This is a genomic window from Brevibacterium atlanticum (assembly GCF_011617245.1).
In the GTDB taxonomy this organism is placed as follows: Bacteria; Actinomycetota; Actinomycetes; order Actinomycetales; family Brevibacteriaceae; genus Brevibacterium; species Brevibacterium atlanticum.
Window position 1 is genome coordinate 461,110 of sequence record NZ_CP050152.1, and the last position, 16,625, is coordinate 477,734.

The following is a 16,625-nucleotide window of genomic DNA, read 5'->3' on the forward strand; positions in this document are numbered from 1 at the left end:
ACTGGTGCCCTCTGCGCCCAGAGCGCAGCTAAAAGTCGAACAGACCGTCGATGATGTCGTCGGTGATGAATCGAGAGTGCAGAACCAGCGCGCGGGTGGGGTCGATGCTCTCCGGCGGCTTCCAAGCCGGGCGCCCGTCCGGGAGCATGACGACCTCCCAGCCGGACCGGTCCATGAGGTGGTGATGGTGTGAACAGACAAGGCACATGTTGTTGATGTCGGTGCGGCCGCCCTCGCTGTGGGGCACGACGTGGTTCACATCGCACCACCCAGCAGGAGCGTCGCAGCCGGGAAAGACGCAGCCGCGATCTCGAGCGGTGATCACTGCGGTCTGCTTCTTGTTGGCGAAGCGGTTCTCCGTCCGAACTTCCACGGTTCTCGCGATTTCGTCCATCAGGTGGAAGAAGACAGTGCCGTTGAGCCCGCGGCGGGCAAGGTCGTCCATCGGGAAACGGGCACCCGACCCGGTGGTCGCTTCGCCGATGTTGTTCGCGAGGTCGGATGCCTTGGCGGTGACGACGAGTGCGTAGGGCGAGCCCTTCTGGGCTTCCTTCATGCTGATACGGGAGATGAGGGTGGCGAAGCGCTCATAGATCCAGCTCTTCGCGGTCGGCTGTTCCCGGACGAGGTTGATGGTCGAGCCGTCTTCACGAACACCGTAGCCGTCGGGGAGCGCGGTTGCTGCGTCCACAGGGTTCTGCGAGGCTCCGCTGTCCCGGTTGGCTTCGAATACGGCCCACTGCGGGGCGTCGAGGCGGTCGCCGGCAAGAACGGCATCGACCGGCGCGTATCGTTCCTCGTCACGATTGTGGTCGGGTCCGACGGTCGCGCCGGAATCGGAGTCTGCGGCCGGAGTCGACCCGGAGGGTGCTGGGTCGGCTGTGGTGGGAGCCGGACCGGCTGTAGTGAGTGCTGGGTCGGTCGATGGGTCGCCGGCCGCGGGACGTGCGGATTCGATGCGTGAGGTCAGGAGGCCGTGAAGTTCTGCCCCGGCTACTGGGTCGAGCACGCCCTCGAGCCTCCAATCACCGTTTCGTTTGGGACGTGCGGTGACGAAGTAGGCCGACCGCTCCTTGGCGTCGAGGGGTTCAGCCCCGTCGGGGTCGATCCTCACGAGCATATGGCGGAAGATGTCGCGCAGCTCATTGACCGTCACGTCCGCCGCATATCGGACGAGGTCGGCTTCGGCCTTGTCCTTCGTCGCCTGATCGACCCATGCGGGAAGCGCTTTGAGGCACTCCTCGAGGGCGGTGATGTGCTCGGCCGACAGCGTCCCCAAGTGGAACTGCTCGGCCACCAAGGGGTGTTCGGGTTCGAGGCGCTGCCCGTCGAGGGTCACTCGGCCGCCGAGGCTCTCGGCGAGCCTGGCGCGTCGGTTGGCTTCGCGTCCGGTCAGGTTGAGACGGCTCTGGATGAGGTCTTTGGGCGTCTTCGCTCCGCTGTCCGTCGGCGTGCCGACTCGTTCGTAGACCGACAGAGCCAGGGTGGACAGGGAATCGCTGAGTCGACGGAGCGCTTCAGCGCCGTCGATGACGTGCAGTGCCTCGTTCGGTCCCATGGGGCGGTCGAACGTGCGCAGCTTCTCGTCAAGACCGGTCAGCGAAGTGATGGCGTCGGTGATCTCGGGTGCGCAGTCGGCGAGGTCGCTCCATGTGGTGTCGGGCAGGAGCGGGTGGCGCGACGTCCGCTGAGCGGCTGCAGCATCGTCGGACGCTTCTTTCCGCGCGGGCTCGTCGTCTTCCCATGCGGGTTCATTGTCGCCGGGGTCCGTAGGGGGTCCCGGGGTGATGGTGCCGTTCTCTGTTTCTTCTGACCACGGGGGAGAACCCGCGTCTTCGTCCGCAGTATTGCCGGCGTCTGCGGCGGCTGACTCCAGTGGTTCGGTGGGGACCGGATCCAGGGCATCGAACACCTCGGCGAAGGGGTGTCCGGTGAGATCGAGGCCGGCGGCTCTGAGCTGCTCTCTCAGAGAGGGGAGGTCCGGCGTGGTGTCGCTCGGCCCGATCTTCGGCCTATTGCCCGCATCGCTGCGCGAGCCGGAATCGGTGCGCCGAGCACGCCGATTCGACTTACGTCGCTTGCGATCGGGAGTGTAGGTCACTGGCTCGAGCTCCGTTCTCCATTGAAGGTCTCTTTCTCAAATTCTAGTGCTTATCGAAAGCAGAAGCAATAGCAGATTCGAAAAAACATCGAATATAAATCCGATGTACTAACATCTATGATTCGCAGCGTCCGTAGGGTAGAGAATCTGCGCTCATGACTGTCGTGATGATCGGATGATCGAGTCCGTGAAGATTCACGATAGACGGCGGTAGTGACATGAGCGCCGGGTCTCGGCGGTGTGGAGCGGGCCGCAGATGAGAAGTGGCACCGGAGTCCACCGGACGATGGGAAAGTGCGAATCAACAGTGCGATGGGAAGATAGGGGACCATGGGACTCGATTTCACCCTCGTGCAGCTGCGCTACTTCCAGGAGGTCGCGCGGCGCGAGCATATGACCGAGGCGGCCAAGCACCTCAACGTCACCCAGTCCGCGATCTCGACAGCGATGGCGCAGCTCGAACGCACGTTGGGGCTCGACCTCTTCATTCGGCAGCGCAACCGGTCGGTGGTGCTCTCGCCCGCCGGGAAGCGATTCCTCTCAGAGGTCACGCCTTTCCTCGAAGCCTCCGACAACCTCGGCGAGACTGCCTTGGGCCTCTCCCGTCATCTCAGCGGTGACCTCACGGTCGGAGTCTTCTCGCCGATCGCGCCCACCCGCCTGCCGCTCATCCACGACGAATTCGAAAAGCGCTACCCGGACGTTCGGGTCAACTACCTCGAAGCGGATCTCCATGAACTCCAGCAGGCGCTCGTCGCGGGACACTGCGATATCGCGCTGACCTACACCTTGGGTCTGACCGACCGGTTCGACACCTACCTCATCGATGTCGTGCGACCACACGCGCTCGTCTCGCTCAGCCACCGCCTCGGTGGAGGTGGGGAAGGTCCGCGCCCGATCCGATTGGAGGAACTCGCCGAAGAGGACTACATCCAACTCGATCTGCCCTTCAGTCGGCAGTACTACGACGAACTCTTCCGCATCGCCGGTGTCACTCCGAAGGTGCGACATCGGTTCTCCGGATACGAGACCGTGCGTTCGTTTGTCGCGATGGGACTCGGGTACTCCATGCTCAGTCAGAGCGTGTCGTCAGGGACGTATATCGGTTCCAAGACCGTCGATGTGCCGCTGCTCGATGATTTCCCCAGCATCGATCTCGCTCTCGTCTGGCCGACCGAGCTGCGGTTGAGTCGACGGGCGCAGGCGTTCTGTGAGCTGACTCGGGAGATCCTCGGTCCCGAGGGGTGACCCGCTGCTGCGGGTGCGCCGGCCCCCGCGCTGGGAGCGCCGTGATCCGTCCCTGCGGGTGAGGACCGATCCACACCGGTGGATGTGCGCAATACACCCATCTCATCAATTGAATCTATGGCGAGCTTCAACAGTATCTGTTGGACTCATGTGGCGTGGATCGCAAAGATGGTGGAAATCATCCCGCGACCTGAGGAGATCTCGGATGTCCACCACTGCCCCGAGCGAGCAGAGAACCACGACGACGAGCATGCAGAAGAAGGTGCTCGTCGGCGGCAGCATCGGCCAGTTCGTCGAGTTCTACGACTTCACGCTCTACGGTCTCTCGGCCGTCATCCTCTCCGAGTACTTCTTCCCCGACGGCGACCGCATCACCGGGCTCCTCGTCATCTTCGCGACTTTCGGCGTCGCCTTCGTCATGCGGCCCCTCGGCGGGCTGTTCTTCGGGGCGCTCGGCGACAAGGTGGGCAGGCGCAAGACCCTGACGGTCACGATCTTCCTCGTCGGCATCTGCACCGCACTCATCGGCGTCCTCCCCGGCTTCGACACGATCGGCTGGTTCGCCCCGATCCTGCTCATCCTCGCCCGCCTCGGGCAGGGATTCTCCGCCGGCGGCGAATCGGTCGGCGGTCCCTCCTTCGTCTACGAGCACGCCCCGGTGGGCAAGCGCGGACTCTGGATCAACATCACCCTCGCCGCCACAGCACTGCCGTCGGTGTTCGCCGGCGGGCTCATCCTCCTGCTCTCGACGATGATGTCCGACGCCTCCTTCGACTCGTGGGGCTGGCGGATCCCGTTCCTCCTCGCCCTGCCGCTCTCCGCTGTCGGGCTCTGGATCCGCTCGCGCACCGACGAATCCGAACTGTTCAAGAAGACCGCCGAAGAGCGGCCGAAGGAATTCAGCCCGATCCGCGACTCCTTCCGCGAGAACTGGGTCGGCATGCTGCAGGTCTTCTTCGTCCTCGGCGTCACCGCGCTCGGCTTCTACATGCTCTCCGCCTACTTCGTCACCTACATCCAGACGACCGGTGACCTCAGCCGAGAACAGTCGCTGCTGACGAACGCGATCGCCATGGCCAGCTACACGATCTTCCTGCCCATAGCGGGAGCCATCGGCGACCGAGTCGGCCGCAAGCCCATGCTCATCGCCGGATCCATCCTCCTGGCGGTCACCTCGGTGCCGGCATTCGGCCTCGTCACCAGCGGACACATAGGACTGGCCTTCCTCGGGCAGACGATCTTCGTCCTCGCGCTGTGTTGCTACGGCGGCGGCTGCTACACGTTCTTCTGCGAACGGTTCTCGACGAAGACCCGGTTCACCTCGGCGGCAATCAGCTACAACGTCTCCTACGCGGTGCTCGGTGGGACCGCGCCGTTCGTCGGCACCTGGCTCGTCGACATCACCGGAGTCAGCACGGCGCCCGGGTTCTACATGGCAGCCTGCGCGGCCGTCTGCCTCATCCTCATCGTCATCACCCGACTGCCCGAGACCCGCGGACGTCTGGGCTGAGCCTCGGCGCGCGGATTCGAGGACACTCACCCGTCCGCGCGCCGCTCGTCCGAACACCCCACCCCGACCCCATGAATCAGAGACACGAGAAAGCGACCACCATGAACCACCAGGCAGACCCCTCGAGCGACAACGCCTTCCTCTCTACCTTCCACCACGTCGCCACGATCGGCGCGACCGACAACAACGGCGTCGACCGGCAGGCGCTCACGCCCGAGGACAAGCAGACGCGCGACTGGATGCGCGCCTGGGCCGACGCCCACGGCTTCGAGGTCCGCGTCGATGCGATCGGCAATATGTTCGCCTGCCTCCAGCTCGTCCCCGACGGCGCCGAGATCACGAATGACGACACCCCCGCCGAGGCGGCCGTCCCGGATTCGACCGCACCCAAGGACAGTGCCGCCCCCTACGTCCTCATCGGCTCGCACCTCGACTCCCAGCCGCTCGGCGGTCGCTTCGACGGAGCGTATGGCGTCATCGCTGCTCTCTTCGCGGCCCTGCGCGTCAAGGAGGAACTCGCCGAGTCCGGGCAGCAGCCGACGTTCAACCTCGCCGTCGTCAACTGGTTCAACGAGGAGGGCGGCCGCTTCGCTCCCTCGATTATGGGCAGCTCCGTCTACGCCGGCCTGTTCGACCTCGACGAAATGCTCGCCGTCACCGACCTCGAAGGAACGAGTGTTGCCGATGCCCTGACCGCCATCGGCTACGCCGGCACCGACACCCCGCCCGAAGCGATCACCTATGCCGAGATCCACATCGAACAGGGCCGCATCCTCGAACGCGAGACCACCGACATCGGCGTCGTTGAGTCCAGCTGGTACACGCAGAAGCTCGACATCGACGTCCTCGGCGAACAGTCCCACACCGGAGCCACGGCAATGGCCGACCGCCACGATGCCCTCGTCGCCGCCGCGAAGGTCGTCCTCGCCGTCGCCGAGGTGGTCGATGAGTTCGACGACGAAGCACTCGTCTCCTCGGTCGGTCAGCATGTCGTCGAACCGAACTCGCCGATCGTCGTCCCCCGCCGCGTGCACATGGTCGCCGACCTCCGATCCTCCGACCCAGCCATCGTCCAAGCCGCCCGTGACTCCCTGCGTACTCAGATCGCCGAGATCGCCCGAGCCCACGACATCACCATCAACGTCGAGGACTTCGACATCCGCGACAAACGCCACTTCCCGCCCGAGGGAGTCGAGCTCGCCGAGAAGGCTGCGGCCAACGAAGGCCTGAGCATCCGCCGTCTCGAGACGATGGCCGGGCACGACTCGGTGGCCATGAACAACCGCGTGCCCGCCGTGATGATGTTCGTACCCAGCGTCGACGGCGTCTCCCACTGCGAACGCGAGTTCACCACCGACGAGGACATGGTCCGCGGGGTCCGTGTGCTCACCTCGGTCGCCGGCGAACTCGTGCGCGGGCAGCTCGGCGAGGTCCGCGACGGTGAGGTCTGGGTCGGACGTTCCGTCGCCGAGGCGCGGTCGAGCGTTACCGTATGAGTGAAGCCCGATGACCAGCACTGACGACGGCGGTCGACCCAGACCGACACCGCCCATCCCGTGCCCGACGAACGAACTCACACCGAGGTGACCCGATGACCGCAGCTTCCGACCTCCACACACTCTCCGCCACCGAGGCGCTCGCCGCCTTCCGCACCAAGGAGCTGTCCCCGGTCGACTACCTCGAAGCGCTCATCGGCCGGATCACCACGGAAGATGAGCGCATCAACGCCGTCACCGAGGTCGTCGAAGAGGCGGTCACCTCGGCGCGGGACGCGGAGAAGTTCTACGCGACTGCCACCGACGACGACCTCGCCGAGGCGGCCGCCAAGCAGCCGCTGCTCGGCCTGCCCGTCGTCGCCAAGGAGAAACATGCGCTCGCCGGGCGCGGGCTGACCCAAGGGCTCCTGCACGAACGTGACACCATCGCCGAGGCGGACGCGACGATCATCGCCCGCATCCGCGCGGCAGGCGGGTTCGTCCACGCTCGGGCGACCTCGCCCGAGTTCAGCTGCGCGACGATCACACACTCGCCGATGTGGGGCGTGACCCGCAATCCGTGGAACCTCGAACTCTCACCGGGAGGATCGTCCGGTGGGTCCGCAGCCGCGCTCGCCGCCGGGTACGCGCCGCTGGCCACCGCTTCCGACATCGCCGGATCGACGAGGCTGCCCGCCGCCTTCACCGGCACCGTCGGGTTCAAAGCGCCGTATGGTCGCATCCCCGGTGCCCAGCCGCTGGCCGCCGATTGGTACCGCGGCGACGGGCCGATGGCCCGCACTGTCGCCGACACCGCACTGCTCGCGAAGGTGATGGTCGGCGTCGATCCCAGCGACCATGCGACGATCTCTTCGACCGGCTGGTTGGACGGGTTCGACGCCACCTCCGCCGAGGTGGTCGATCGTCTGCGCGGACGACGGGTCGCGCTGTGCCTGCGGTTGGGGGACTTCCCCGTCGGGGAGGACATCATCCGCAATACCCGCGCGGTCGCCACGGCGCTGGAGCAGGCAGGAGCGATCGTCGAAGAGATCGAACTGCCGTGGACGGCCGAGCGCATCTTCGAAACCGCATTCACCCACTTCGGGAACCTCCTCGCGCAGGCGATGCGGTCAGCGACCCACGGCCACGAGGACACACTGGCCGACTACACGCTGCAGTTCATGGCCGACGCCGAGGCGGTCGCCGCGCGCCGCGGCCTCTACGAGGGACTTGCCATGGAGGCGCAAATCCAGGCGGACCTCGCGGCCGCAATGGACGGATTCGATGTGCTGCTCGCCCCCACCTCGGCGGTGGCGGGATTGGAAGCCGGCGCCAGCTACCTCGACGGGATCACGATCGACGCCGGGGGAGTGGGCCGTGAGGGCCACCCCGGTGGAGCGGGCAACGACGGGCACGATGCCAGTGCGGAGCAGACGGTCGAGGGGATCCGGCTCGACCATTACTGGCAGGCGCACATGACGATGCCATTCAACATCTGCAACCGCGTGCCGATCGTCAACGTGCCCTCGGGGATCGCCGACTGCGGGATCCCGACGGGCCTCCAAGTCGTCGCGCATCCTTACGACGACCGTGCCGCCTTCGAGGTCGCGGCCGCGATCGAGCAGCTGCGGCCATGGACGGTGCTCGCGCCGGAGTGAACTGACGGCGTGAACGCCGGTCGCTGTTTCGATAGCGATTAGGCTGGGGTCGGACGGCTTTGAAGCGGATTGAGGACGGACCCCGTCATGCGACCCAAGCACAGTCAGATGATGACGTTCTCAGATGACTCGCGCGCGAATGTTGCGACTGTGCCCGCCATCATCGTCAGCGTCGTCGTCGTACTCGCCTTCGGCTTCAACCCGTTGGGGGAGGGAACCGGAGACAGTGAACTGCCCGGTCTGACCCGCGAGCTTATCGCCATCTTCCTCATCTTCTGGCCGCTGTTCTCCCTCACCTATCTCATGTGGACCCATCTCGGGCTCGAGGAGCTCAGCGAAACCGAGCTCATGGTCCATTCCCGGTGGACACTTGCGCAACGACGCAGATGGTGGATGAAGTACTTCAGCATGGGCGGCGCGACCTCCTGGGCGGTGATGGCCGCCTACGTCGCGTTCCTGCTCAACCTCTTCCTCGTCACCTCGGCCTCGCCGGAGAACGCAGTGTTCGCCGCGCTGCTCGGTCTGGCCAACGTCATCGCGTCGTGGGCTGTGCTCGTCTATTCGTTCGCACTCGAGTTCATGCGCATCGACCTGGGGGTCGGCGGCAGTGCTGATGCTCGGCAGCTGGAATTCGATATGGACGGTCCACGGACGTTCGGCGACTACCTCACCTTCGCCGTGCTCTCTTCGACGATGACTGCCGCTCTGCCGGGACGCGCGGTCACCCGAGACGGGTGGAAGCTCGTGCGCACGAACGTCATCGTCGCGTTCGCCTTCAACTCGGTCGTCGTCGCGACGCTGGTGTCGATGATTCTGTCGTATGTGACGGTGTGAAAGGTCGTCTTCCGCGGCCCGCGCGGATTTCGCCATTGCGGTTTCCGGTTCTTCTGACACGATGGGAATCGTGGATGAGACGACACGGCGCGGGGCCGCCTCGGCGCAGGACCTCGATGAAACGATCGCCGCAGTCGAGGGCATCGGGCGCGAACTCAACGCGGTCACCTCGGTGATGGGCGATCGGGCACGAACGCTCGCGCGGAGATCAGCCGAACGAACCGCTGCCGGGGAACCTCCTCGGCGCCTCGAGGGCGTGCCGTTCGCGATCAAGGACGTCATCGACGTGGCGGGATTCCCGACGACGATGGGTTCGCGGGTGAGCAGCGGACCGGAGCCGAGCGTCACCGCTCCCGTCGTCCACCTCCTCGAACGGGCCGGGGCCATCCCGGTGGCGAAGACGAACTGTCAGGAGTATTCGTACGGCATCCTCGGTGACGAGAGTGCCTTCGGGCGGGTGATCAATCCGATCGATCCCGCACTGTGCACCGGCGGATCGAGTTCCGGCTCGGCGGCGTTGGTCGCCTCCGGGGTGGTGCCGCTTGCCGTGGGCACCGACACGGCCGGGTCGGTGCGAGTGCCGGCCGCGTGTCAGAGCGTCTTCGGCTTCAAGCCGACCTTCGGTGCGATCTCGACCGAGGGCGTCTTCCCGCTCTCGCCGTCCTTTGACACCGTCGGGCTCTTCGCCCGCGAGATCCCCCTGATCGCCGCGGCGTTCGATGCGATCGCCGGCCGGGGTTCGGTGGGGGCTGATTCCGGCGCCGAGGCGGAGGTCGGCGAGGCGGCTTCGCGCGCAACAATCACCGTCGACACCGGGCTGCTCGACTCCGCGGGCGTCTTCGCGGACGACGGCCGCGGCTGGGTTCGGGAGAATCTCACGGAGGGCCGACTCAACCCGACGGAGATGCGGCGTCATCGTGGGGAGATCAGGACCACCTCGGCGATATCGGACGACCTTCTCACGGTCATCGACGAAGGCCTTGCCGTCTACGACATCGTGCGCCGGTACGAGGCCTTCGTGCTCCACGAGCAGTACCTCGACGAGCAGGGGGAGGCCTATCAGCCGGGAGTGTGGGCGAAGATCCTGTCCGGGCAGTCCATCGCCGAGGCGGAGTACCGATCACAGGTGGCCGCCTTGGAGGAATTCCGGGCCTCGGCCGTCTCGTTCTTCGACGAAGTCGATTTCATCGTCACCCCCGCGATCGAGGGCGACGTGATCCGCTGGGACGAGATCGACGACGGATCCGCTGCGAAGTTCATGTGCTGCTCGCTGCCGTTCAACGTGCTCGGGTGGCCGGCGGTGACCCTGCCGGTGAGACGTGAGCCCGGTGTCGGACGGCCGCCGGTGTCCGTCCAGATCGTCGGCCCGCCGCACGAGGATCGCGCTCTGCTCGAGTTCGCTGCCGGCCTCTGAGGCTCGCAGCTCTGACGCGCTCGCACAAACGAAGCGGGGCCGGAGCCCGAACAGCACTGCGAACATGCCTGTTTCGGTTCCGACCCCACTCTCCGGCGAAAGCCAGAGCCTTAAGGAATCAGCCCTACAGTCTCCAACAGCTGTCGAGCGGAGCCTTGCCCGCGAACGTGCGGGTGGTGAAGGCCTCGATACGCGGGACCGAGGCGACGTAGCCGCCGATGTGCGTCGGTCCGAGGTTGTCCTCGAACGCGACCTTGTGACCGGCACGGCACCACGTCGCCGCGAGCTCCTTGCCCTGCTCGAACGGGATGACGTCATCGAGGTGGCTGTGGTTGACCAGCAGCGGAACGTCGGGCACGGGCGCCTGGCCGAGCTTCTGCCTGTCGGCGATGTCCATGAACCGCTCCTCGACGATCTCCTGGAGGGACCGGCCGTCCTTCGTCAGCGACTTCGTGTCCGTGAACGCGGTCGAGAGCAGGGCCTCGATGGTGCACTGATTCGAGGTTTCGGCGACTGTCTGCTGCCCCTTCTCATTGAGGAACTCGGTGAGATCGATATCGGCCTGCGCGGCGAACGAGTCGACGCCGTAGAGGGCGAACGCCGTGTAGACGCTGGAGAGTCCGGAGACCGTCTTGTACAGATCCGTGGGCACAGCACCCGCCGAGGCGGAAGCGAGGTTGAGCTCGGGTGCCCACTCATCCTTGAGCTCCAGTGCCGATGTCGTGGCGTGGCCGCCCTGCGAGTAGCCACGCAGCTGCAGCTTCGTGTCCGCATCGATTCCGCCGCCGTCTACCTGCTGGACCGCGCGTGCGGCATCGAGGACCGAGCGGCCCTCTTCGACGCGGTTGAGGTAGTGGTGGTCGCCCTCGGTGCCGAGTCCCATGTAGTCGACGACGACGACCGGATGCTTCGCCGCCAGCGCCGAGGCGATTGAGATCCCTTCGTATTCCGTGCCCATGCCCATCTGTCTGCTGGGTGCGCACTTGTCCGCGATGCCCTGAGTTCCGGGTGAGATGACGACGGCGTCGTCGGCGTTGCCGCTCGCACCCTTCGGGGTCAGCAGCGTGGCCGTCGCCGCCCGCGCCTGCCCCTTCTCATCTGTGGTCTTGTACATGAAGGCCGTCGACTTCGCATCATGCTTGATGAGCTTCACGGGATCGAGGTAGAACTCCGAGTCGGCCTGCTTGAGCATTGTGCCGTCCTTGCTCGGCAGCGAGGACGGGGTCTCGTAGAAGTCCTCGGGGACCTCGGACGTGGGGAGGTCTTCCTGGGCGGCGGCGTATTCGACGTCGGCGGGAGTGAGTTCATCGGACTTCTCGACCGCTTTGCGGGCCTGCTCGACACTCACACCCTCGGGGACGTTGTTCGTGTTGAGGACACCGGGATCTTCGGCTTCTCGATCTTTGACGAGCTGCTGGGCCTCCTGGTCCGACTGCGGAACCAGGTCTGAGGGTGCGGCGGCATGTGCGGGTGCTGCTGTCGTGCTCAGGGCGAGGGTGAGGCCGACCGCAGCCGCGGTGGTCAGCGCGGCGAGACGACGGGCAGGCATCCCCCGGTGGGCTGAGTGGCACGAGGTCGTGCTGAGTTTCGGATCTTCGCTGTTGGTCAATCGCGTGCTCATACGCGGCATTCCTGTTCTGTCGTGGATCTCGACATTGAGAGTGCATGGACAGGGTGGTGTCGCAGACCGACGCGACAGGGATGATGCCGGCGCGGTCGCCATGGTTCCGTGCCCGTATGGTGACGGGCATCACAAGCCTACTCGATAGTAGAACTGAGTGGTAACTTACCTTGATCAGTCAGCGGCTCGGTCGCGTCGTCGGTGGTCGAAATGCTGTTGAATGGGCGTTCTATGAGCTCAGCCGAGAGCGGAGCGGACTGCTTCGGCAATCACGAGGAGTGCGCCGAAGATGGAGGCGCCGACGGCAAGGCGGTAGAGCAGCTGACGGTCGGCTCGGCGGATGACGAAGTTCGACAGCCAGAGCCCGGTGATCATGAAGGGAAGCAAAGCCGCAGCTGCAATCACATGGGACGTCTGGACTTCGCCGCCGATTGCCAGGCCGGACAGTGACAAAATGCTGCCGAGGGTGAAATAGGCGCTCATCGTCGAGCGCATCGAGGACGGGTCGAGAGAGCGCAGGACGAGACTGATCGGCGGCCCGCCGATGCTCGTGGCGGTTCCGAAGATCCCCGAAACGGATGAGGCGAAGAACATATTGCGGTGCGAGGCCGCCGGTGACCAGCCGACCAGGCTGAAGGCTGCACCGGCGAGGACAGTGATCGCGAGCATCAGTGACAACCCTGCATCGGGGAGCATGATGACAGCCACGGTACCGATGGCGATTCCCGGCACGCGACCGAGCGCTCCCCATCCGACGATCCTCCAGTCGACGTCGTGACGTTCGCGCACAAAGGCGGTCAGTGAAGTCAGGGTGGCCAGGAAGAGCAGCGCTGCCGGCAGCAGGTCGGGACGCAGTAGTGCGAGGACCGGGGCTGTGATCATGCCCAGGCCGAAGCCGATCGAACCCTGCAGACACGCTGAGCCGAGAACGACGACCCCGATGACGAGAAACTGCACGAACTCCATCGGTGGTTCGCTCCTCTGCTTCGGGGTGACGGTGATGCCGGCGCAAAATGCGCGTTCTGAGCAGTTAGTATATGCGCAAAACACACAGAGTCGCATGAATCTCGCTAAACTGCTTGCGCATAACACGCATAAATGGGCTAGTCTTTACGAAGATTGCGCACGGTGATGTCGCAGCTCCATCGTTGCATCCTCCGCCGGCCGATCGTTCAGAAGTCCATCTACACATGGGAGTGCAGCCATGGCCGCCGATGTCCATAGCGTGAAAAGCAGCTCTGTCTCTTCGATGCCCGCACAGAATCCGCTGCCGCGCGGACTCGGCCTCGTCACCTCGGTCGGGCCGGGCCTTGTGCTCGCGATGTCCTTCCTGGGCACGGGCGACCTCGTCAGCTCCTCCGTCTCGGGAGCCTCCTACGGGTACGCGCTGCTGTGGACGCTCATCCTCTCGCTCGTCGCCCGCACCTTCATCATCTCGTCCATCGCGAAGTACACGCTGATGAACAAGCACGGCGACACCCAGATCCTCGACGGATTCGCCCGCCTCTCGCCGGTGCTGCCGGGAATCATGGGCGCAGTCGTCCTCATCGCCGGTTTCATCACTCAGGCCACCTTCCTCCTCGCCGCTGCCGTGGGGCTCCACGAACTCACCGGTGGTCAGTGGGGCGGTGCTTGGGGTCGATTCATCTGCGCGATCATCATCGTCGCGCTCACCCTGTCGCTCGTGATGCTGCGTAAGCAGTTCGTGGTCCTCGAGTACTTCGCCCGCTTCGCCTCGGTCGCAATGATCGTCGCCTTCATCTACGCACTCATCAAGATCGGCACGTTCGACATCGCCGGTTTCGTCCAGGGAATGGCTTTCGAGATCCCGAAGGAGCAGAACACCTCGGCGTTCGCTCCGATCGTCATCGCTTCGGCCACGATCGGCACGATCGCCGGCAACATGCCCAACCTGCTGTATTCCGGGTTCATGCGCGACAAGGGCTGGGTCGGACCGAAATATCGGAAGATCCAGCAGTTCGACCTCATCGTCGGCATGGCCCCGCTGCTCATCATCAACCTCCTGTTCTGGATCGTCGCGGCGGAGTTCAGCACCGCCCATCCCGGCTTCTCCATCGCCGACGAATTCGACCTCTCCCACATGCTCTCCGTCGCGGTCGGCCCGATCGGCCCCTCACTGCTGTGGATGTGCATCTTCTTCGCCGCGATGACGAGTTTCCCTCCGCAGTCGCGCGGATTCTCCCAACTGGCCATCAACGGCATCAACCACACTGTCCCGTCGATGCGGAGATTCCTGGGTCGTGACGAAGAGAACCCTGCCTTCCGTTGGATCCAGGCGATCGTCTTCATCATCCTGCCGCTGGCCTCGACGATCCCCGGCGCCCCGGACCTCATCTCGCTCAACATCGTGGGCACCGCGCTCTCAACCGTGCTGAGCCTGCCGATCATCGTCGTCTGCATCCTGCTGCTGACCTCGAGGAAGAAGCACATGCACTCCTACGCGGTGAACCGGAAATGGCAGACACTACTACTGTTGATCCTCGGCATCATCGCCATCGTCGTCGGCGTCCAGATCGCCATGCAGATCCCCGCGATGTTCGCCACGGCATTCGGCTGATGACCCCGAACCTCCGGAACCGGGGATTCCCTCGCCGAGGCGGCTCATCCCGCCGATTCCGCGTGCATCTGCCTTCCCTGTCGACCGTTGCCACCACATGGAGGAGTCACCCATGAGTCTGTTGTCCCAGCCTTCACTCGACCGCGTGCCGGCCCCGCCGGCGGACGGGCGTCTCCGCTTCTTCGACGATAGCGGCTGCGCGGCCGCTGTCATTCCGACTGATCGGCGTTCGAACCACGCCCCGACGATACTGGCATTGCGGGGAGGCGGACTGTTGGCCGCCTGGTTCGGCGGCAGCGATGAGGGCAACAAGGACATCGACATCCTCCTCTCCCGGTTCGACGTGGGCTCGGGGGAGTGGTCAGCCTCGGTGAGTGTCACCCACGATGACATCCGATCCGATCAGAACCCCGGACTCTTCGAAGAACCGGACGGGACCGTGTGGCTCGTCTACACCTCCCAACTCTCCCGACAGTCGGGAGTGCCGGAGACCTTCAACCTCCAGCACACCTCCGTGGTCAAGGTGATCCGCTCGAGTGACAGTGGAGCAACCTGGGGTGAACCGGAGATGCTGTTCGACCGGGAGGGAACGTTCTGCCGCCAGCCCATTCAGATCCTCGCAGATGGGACGTGGGTGCACACGCAATGGCTGTGCTTTGACGATGATTCCAAGAACGGCTCAGATCAACCGGTCGTGCAGATCTCACAGGACCAGGGAGACACCTGGCGTCAGATAGAGTTCCCTGCCGCCGCAGGTCGGGTCCACCCGAACATCGTGGAGCTCGCACCTGGCCGGCTGGTGTGCCTGTTCAGATCGCGCTTCGCCGACTGGGTCTACCTCAGTCGATCCGACGATGGAGGAGAGACCTGGTCGGCGCCGGAGGCCACAGAGATCCCCAACAACAATGCCGGTCTCAGCGCCTTCCTGCTGCCGTCGGGCATGCTCGCGTTGGTGTCGAACGAGCACCAGGCGGCCACCGCACTCGGAGAGGTGATCTGGCCGTACGAGCGGATGCGGATCGTCATCGCCGTGTCGAACGATGAGGGGCGCACGTGGCCCGTGCGTCGAGTCATCGAGTCCGGTGACGGGTTCGCCGGTGAAGGCAATCTGCGCAGCAATCGCCGACAGGAGTACCCGCACGGCATCGTCGACACCGACGGACTCATCCACATCGTGTATGCCTACAGCTCTCGACGAGCGATTCGGCACGTCGTCTTCGACGAGGCCTGGATCTCCGGAGTCGACGACCAGGTCCACACTGACTGCAAGCTCTGGGGCTGAGGCGCGGAACTTGAGCTCGACCTGGGAGGCCTGACGAAATACAGGAGTCCCGGGACTCCTGTGCGGCCCTGTGCTCTCAGCTCTGCTGGGCGTTGCCCATCCGGTCGACTCGGACCACGGTGATGCCTCGGTCCTCGAACGGTGCGGTCTGCGCGGCGTCGGCCGTATCATCGGTGACCAGCGTCCAGCCGCTGCCGAGGTCAGCCCACGCGTGGAACGGCCGCTGTCCGAGCTTCTCGGCGTGTGCGACGACGAAGACGTGGGTGGCTCGGCGGCTCATCAGCTCCTTGAGTCGCACCTGTTCGGGAAGGGCCTCGCACACCCCGTCCTCGGCGGTGACGGCATCGGCGCCGAGGAAGGCGAAGTCGAAGGTGAATTTCTCCAGCCCCGCCTCGGTGATGGGGCCGATGAAGCCTTGGCTGACGGGGCGGTAGCGGCCGCCAAGCAGGGTGAACTCGACGTCCTCGAGATCGGCCATCTGCTGCAGAGAGGTGAGCCCGGAGGACACGACAGACAGCGGGGCCGTGTCACGGAGTGCGCGCGCGATCTGCGCAGTGGTCGTTCCGGCGTCGAGGAGGACATGTGACCCCGCGGGCACCTGCCGGGCGCACCAGGAGCCGATGGCACGTTTGACCTCGGGTGCCTCATGGGAGCGTTCTGCCAGGGTGGTCTCCGACTCTGTGGGGACTGCGATGACTCCGCCGTAGGTGCGGGCCAGTTCCCCGGAGTCGGTGAGCTTCGCGAGGTCGCGACGGATCGTCGACGCGGTGACCCCGAGCATCTCGGACAGGGTCTCGACACTCATCTCGCCCTGAGTTCTGACGAGTTGAAGGATCTCCTCACGCCGTTCGCCTGCGTTCATCTCACTCCTGATCAGTTGCCGTTGATCGCCACTGTATCGCGG

Annotated in this window: 12 protein-coding genes; 8 read left to right on the top strand and 4 right to left on the bottom strand. The window is 65.0% G+C overall.

Annotation, left to right across the window (positions count from 1 at the left end):
* Positions 1-28: 28 nt before the first annotated feature.
* A complete protein-coding gene (locus GUY23_RS02055) occupies positions 29-2,101 on the bottom strand; it encodes an HNH endonuclease signature motif containing protein (protein WP_166969294.1) in 2,073 nt (690 codons plus the stop codon).
* Positions 2,102-2,431: 330 nt separating this feature from the next.
* Between GUY23_RS02055 and GUY23_RS02060 the strand changes: the two genes are divergently transcribed.
* The 6 genes from GUY23_RS02060 (at position 2,432) to GUY23_RS02085 (ending at position 10,240) form a co-directional block, all read left to right on the top strand.
* On the top strand, positions 2,432-3,349 hold the full coding sequence (locus tag GUY23_RS02060) for a LysR family transcriptional regulator (RefSeq protein ID WP_166969296.1): 918 nt from the start codon (positions 2,432-2,434) through the stop codon (positions 3,347-3,349).
* A gap of 205 nt (positions 3,350-3,554) precedes the next feature.
* Entirely contained in the window at positions 3,555-4,859 is a 1,305-nt protein-coding gene (locus GUY23_RS02065; protein ID WP_228282658.1) for an MFS transporter, read from the top strand.
* Positions 4,860-4,960: 101 nt separating this feature from the next.
* Positions 4,961-6,355, top strand: coding sequence for a M20 family metallo-hydrolase (locus GUY23_RS02070; protein WP_166969298.1), 1,395 nt, complete (start codon positions 4,961-4,963; stop codon positions 6,353-6,355).
* A 95-nt stretch (positions 6,356-6,450) separates the two neighbouring features.
* On the top strand, positions 6,451-7,992 hold the full coding sequence (locus tag GUY23_RS02075; protein WP_166969300.1) for an amidase: 1,542 nt from the start codon (positions 6,451-6,453) through the stop codon (positions 7,990-7,992).
* 111 nt (positions 7,993-8,103) lie between these two features.
* Entirely contained in the window at positions 8,104-8,826 is a 723-nt protein-coding gene (locus GUY23_RS02080) for a DUF1345 domain-containing protein (RefSeq protein ID WP_228282659.1), read from the top strand.
* Positions 8,827-8,896: 70 nt separating this feature from the next.
* Complete coding sequence (locus tag GUY23_RS02085; protein ID WP_166969302.1) at positions 8,897-10,240, top strand: amidase; 1,344 nt, start codon at positions 8,897-8,899, stop codon at positions 10,238-10,240.
* 124 nt (positions 10,241-10,364) lie between these two features.
* On the opposite strand, the gene GUY23_RS02090 is transcribed toward GUY23_RS02085, so the two are convergent.
* Both GUY23_RS02090 and GUY23_RS02095 read right to left on the bottom strand, forming a co-directional pair.
* The gene (locus GUY23_RS02090) at positions 10,365-11,861 is read right to left on the bottom strand and encodes a lipase family protein (protein WP_166969304.1); all 1,497 of its coding nucleotides are present in this window, start codon (positions 11,859-11,861) and stop codon (positions 10,365-10,367) included.
* A 237-nt stretch (positions 11,862-12,098) separates the two neighbouring features.
* Positions 12,099-12,827, bottom strand: coding sequence for a sulfite exporter TauE/SafE family protein (locus tag GUY23_RS02095; protein WP_166969306.1), 729 nt, complete (start codon positions 12,825-12,827; stop codon positions 12,099-12,101).
* A gap of 283 nt (positions 12,828-13,110) precedes the next feature.
* Here GUY23_RS02095 and GUY23_RS02100 point away from each other — a divergent pair, with 283 nt between their 5' ends.
* Together GUY23_RS02100 and GUY23_RS02105 are read left to right on the top strand one after the other, a co-directional pair.
* A complete protein-coding gene (locus GUY23_RS02100) occupies positions 13,111-14,439 on the top strand; it encodes an Nramp family divalent metal transporter (protein ID WP_166969308.1) in 1,329 nt (442 codons plus the stop codon).
* Positions 14,440-14,551: 112 nt separating this feature from the next.
* Entirely contained in the window at positions 14,552-15,721 is a 1,170-nt protein-coding gene (locus GUY23_RS02105) for a sialidase family protein (RefSeq protein WP_166969310.1), read from the top strand.
* 76 nt (positions 15,722-15,797) lie between these two features.
* Here GUY23_RS02105 and GUY23_RS02110 read toward each other — a convergent pair whose 3' ends face one another.
* Positions 15,798-16,583 carry a DeoR/GlpR family DNA-binding transcription regulator gene (locus GUY23_RS02110; RefSeq protein WP_166969312.1) on the bottom strand — a complete coding sequence of 262 codons (786 nt, stop codon included), beginning with the start codon at positions 16,581-16,583 and terminating at the stop codon, positions 15,798-15,800.
* Positions 16,584-16,625 lie beyond the last annotated feature (42 nt).

Excerpts from the sequence above, each read along its gene's own strand:
- GUY23_RS02060 (WP_166969296.1), top strand. The coding sequence starts at position 2,432 with ATGGGACTCGATTTCACCCTCGTGCAGCTGCGCTACTTCCAGGAGGTC.
- GUY23_RS02065 (WP_228282658.1), top strand. The coding sequence starts at position 3,555 with ATGTCCACCACTGCCCCGAGCGAGCAGAGAACCACGACGACGAGCATG.
- GUY23_RS02070 (WP_166969298.1), top strand. The coding sequence starts at position 4,961 with ATGAACCACCAGGCAGACCCCTCGAGCGACAACGCCTTCCTCTCTACC.
- GUY23_RS02075 (WP_166969300.1), top strand. The coding sequence starts at position 6,451 with ATGACCGCAGCTTCCGACCTCCACACACTCTCCGCCACCGAGGCGCTC.
- GUY23_RS02080 (WP_228282659.1), top strand. The coding sequence starts at position 8,104 with ATGACGTTCTCAGATGACTCGCGCGCGAATGTTGCGACTGTGCCCGCC.
- GUY23_RS02090 (WP_166969304.1), bottom strand. The coding sequence starts at position 11,861 with ATGAGCACGCGATTGACCAACAGCGAAGATCCGAAACTCAGCACGACC.
- GUY23_RS02095 (WP_166969306.1), bottom strand. The coding sequence starts at position 12,827 with ATGGAGTTCGTGCAGTTTCTCGTCATCGGGGTCGTCGTTCTCGGCTCA.
- GUY23_RS02100 (WP_166969308.1), top strand. The coding sequence starts at position 13,111 with ATGCCCGCACAGAATCCGCTGCCGCGCGGACTCGGCCTCGTCACCTCG.
- GUY23_RS02105 (WP_166969310.1), top strand. The coding sequence starts at position 14,552 with ATGAGTCTGTTGTCCCAGCCTTCACTCGACCGCGTGCCGGCCCCGCCG.
- GUY23_RS02110 (WP_166969312.1), bottom strand. The coding sequence starts at position 16,583 with ATGAACGCAGGCGAACGGCGTGAGGAGATCCTTCAACTCGTCAGAACT.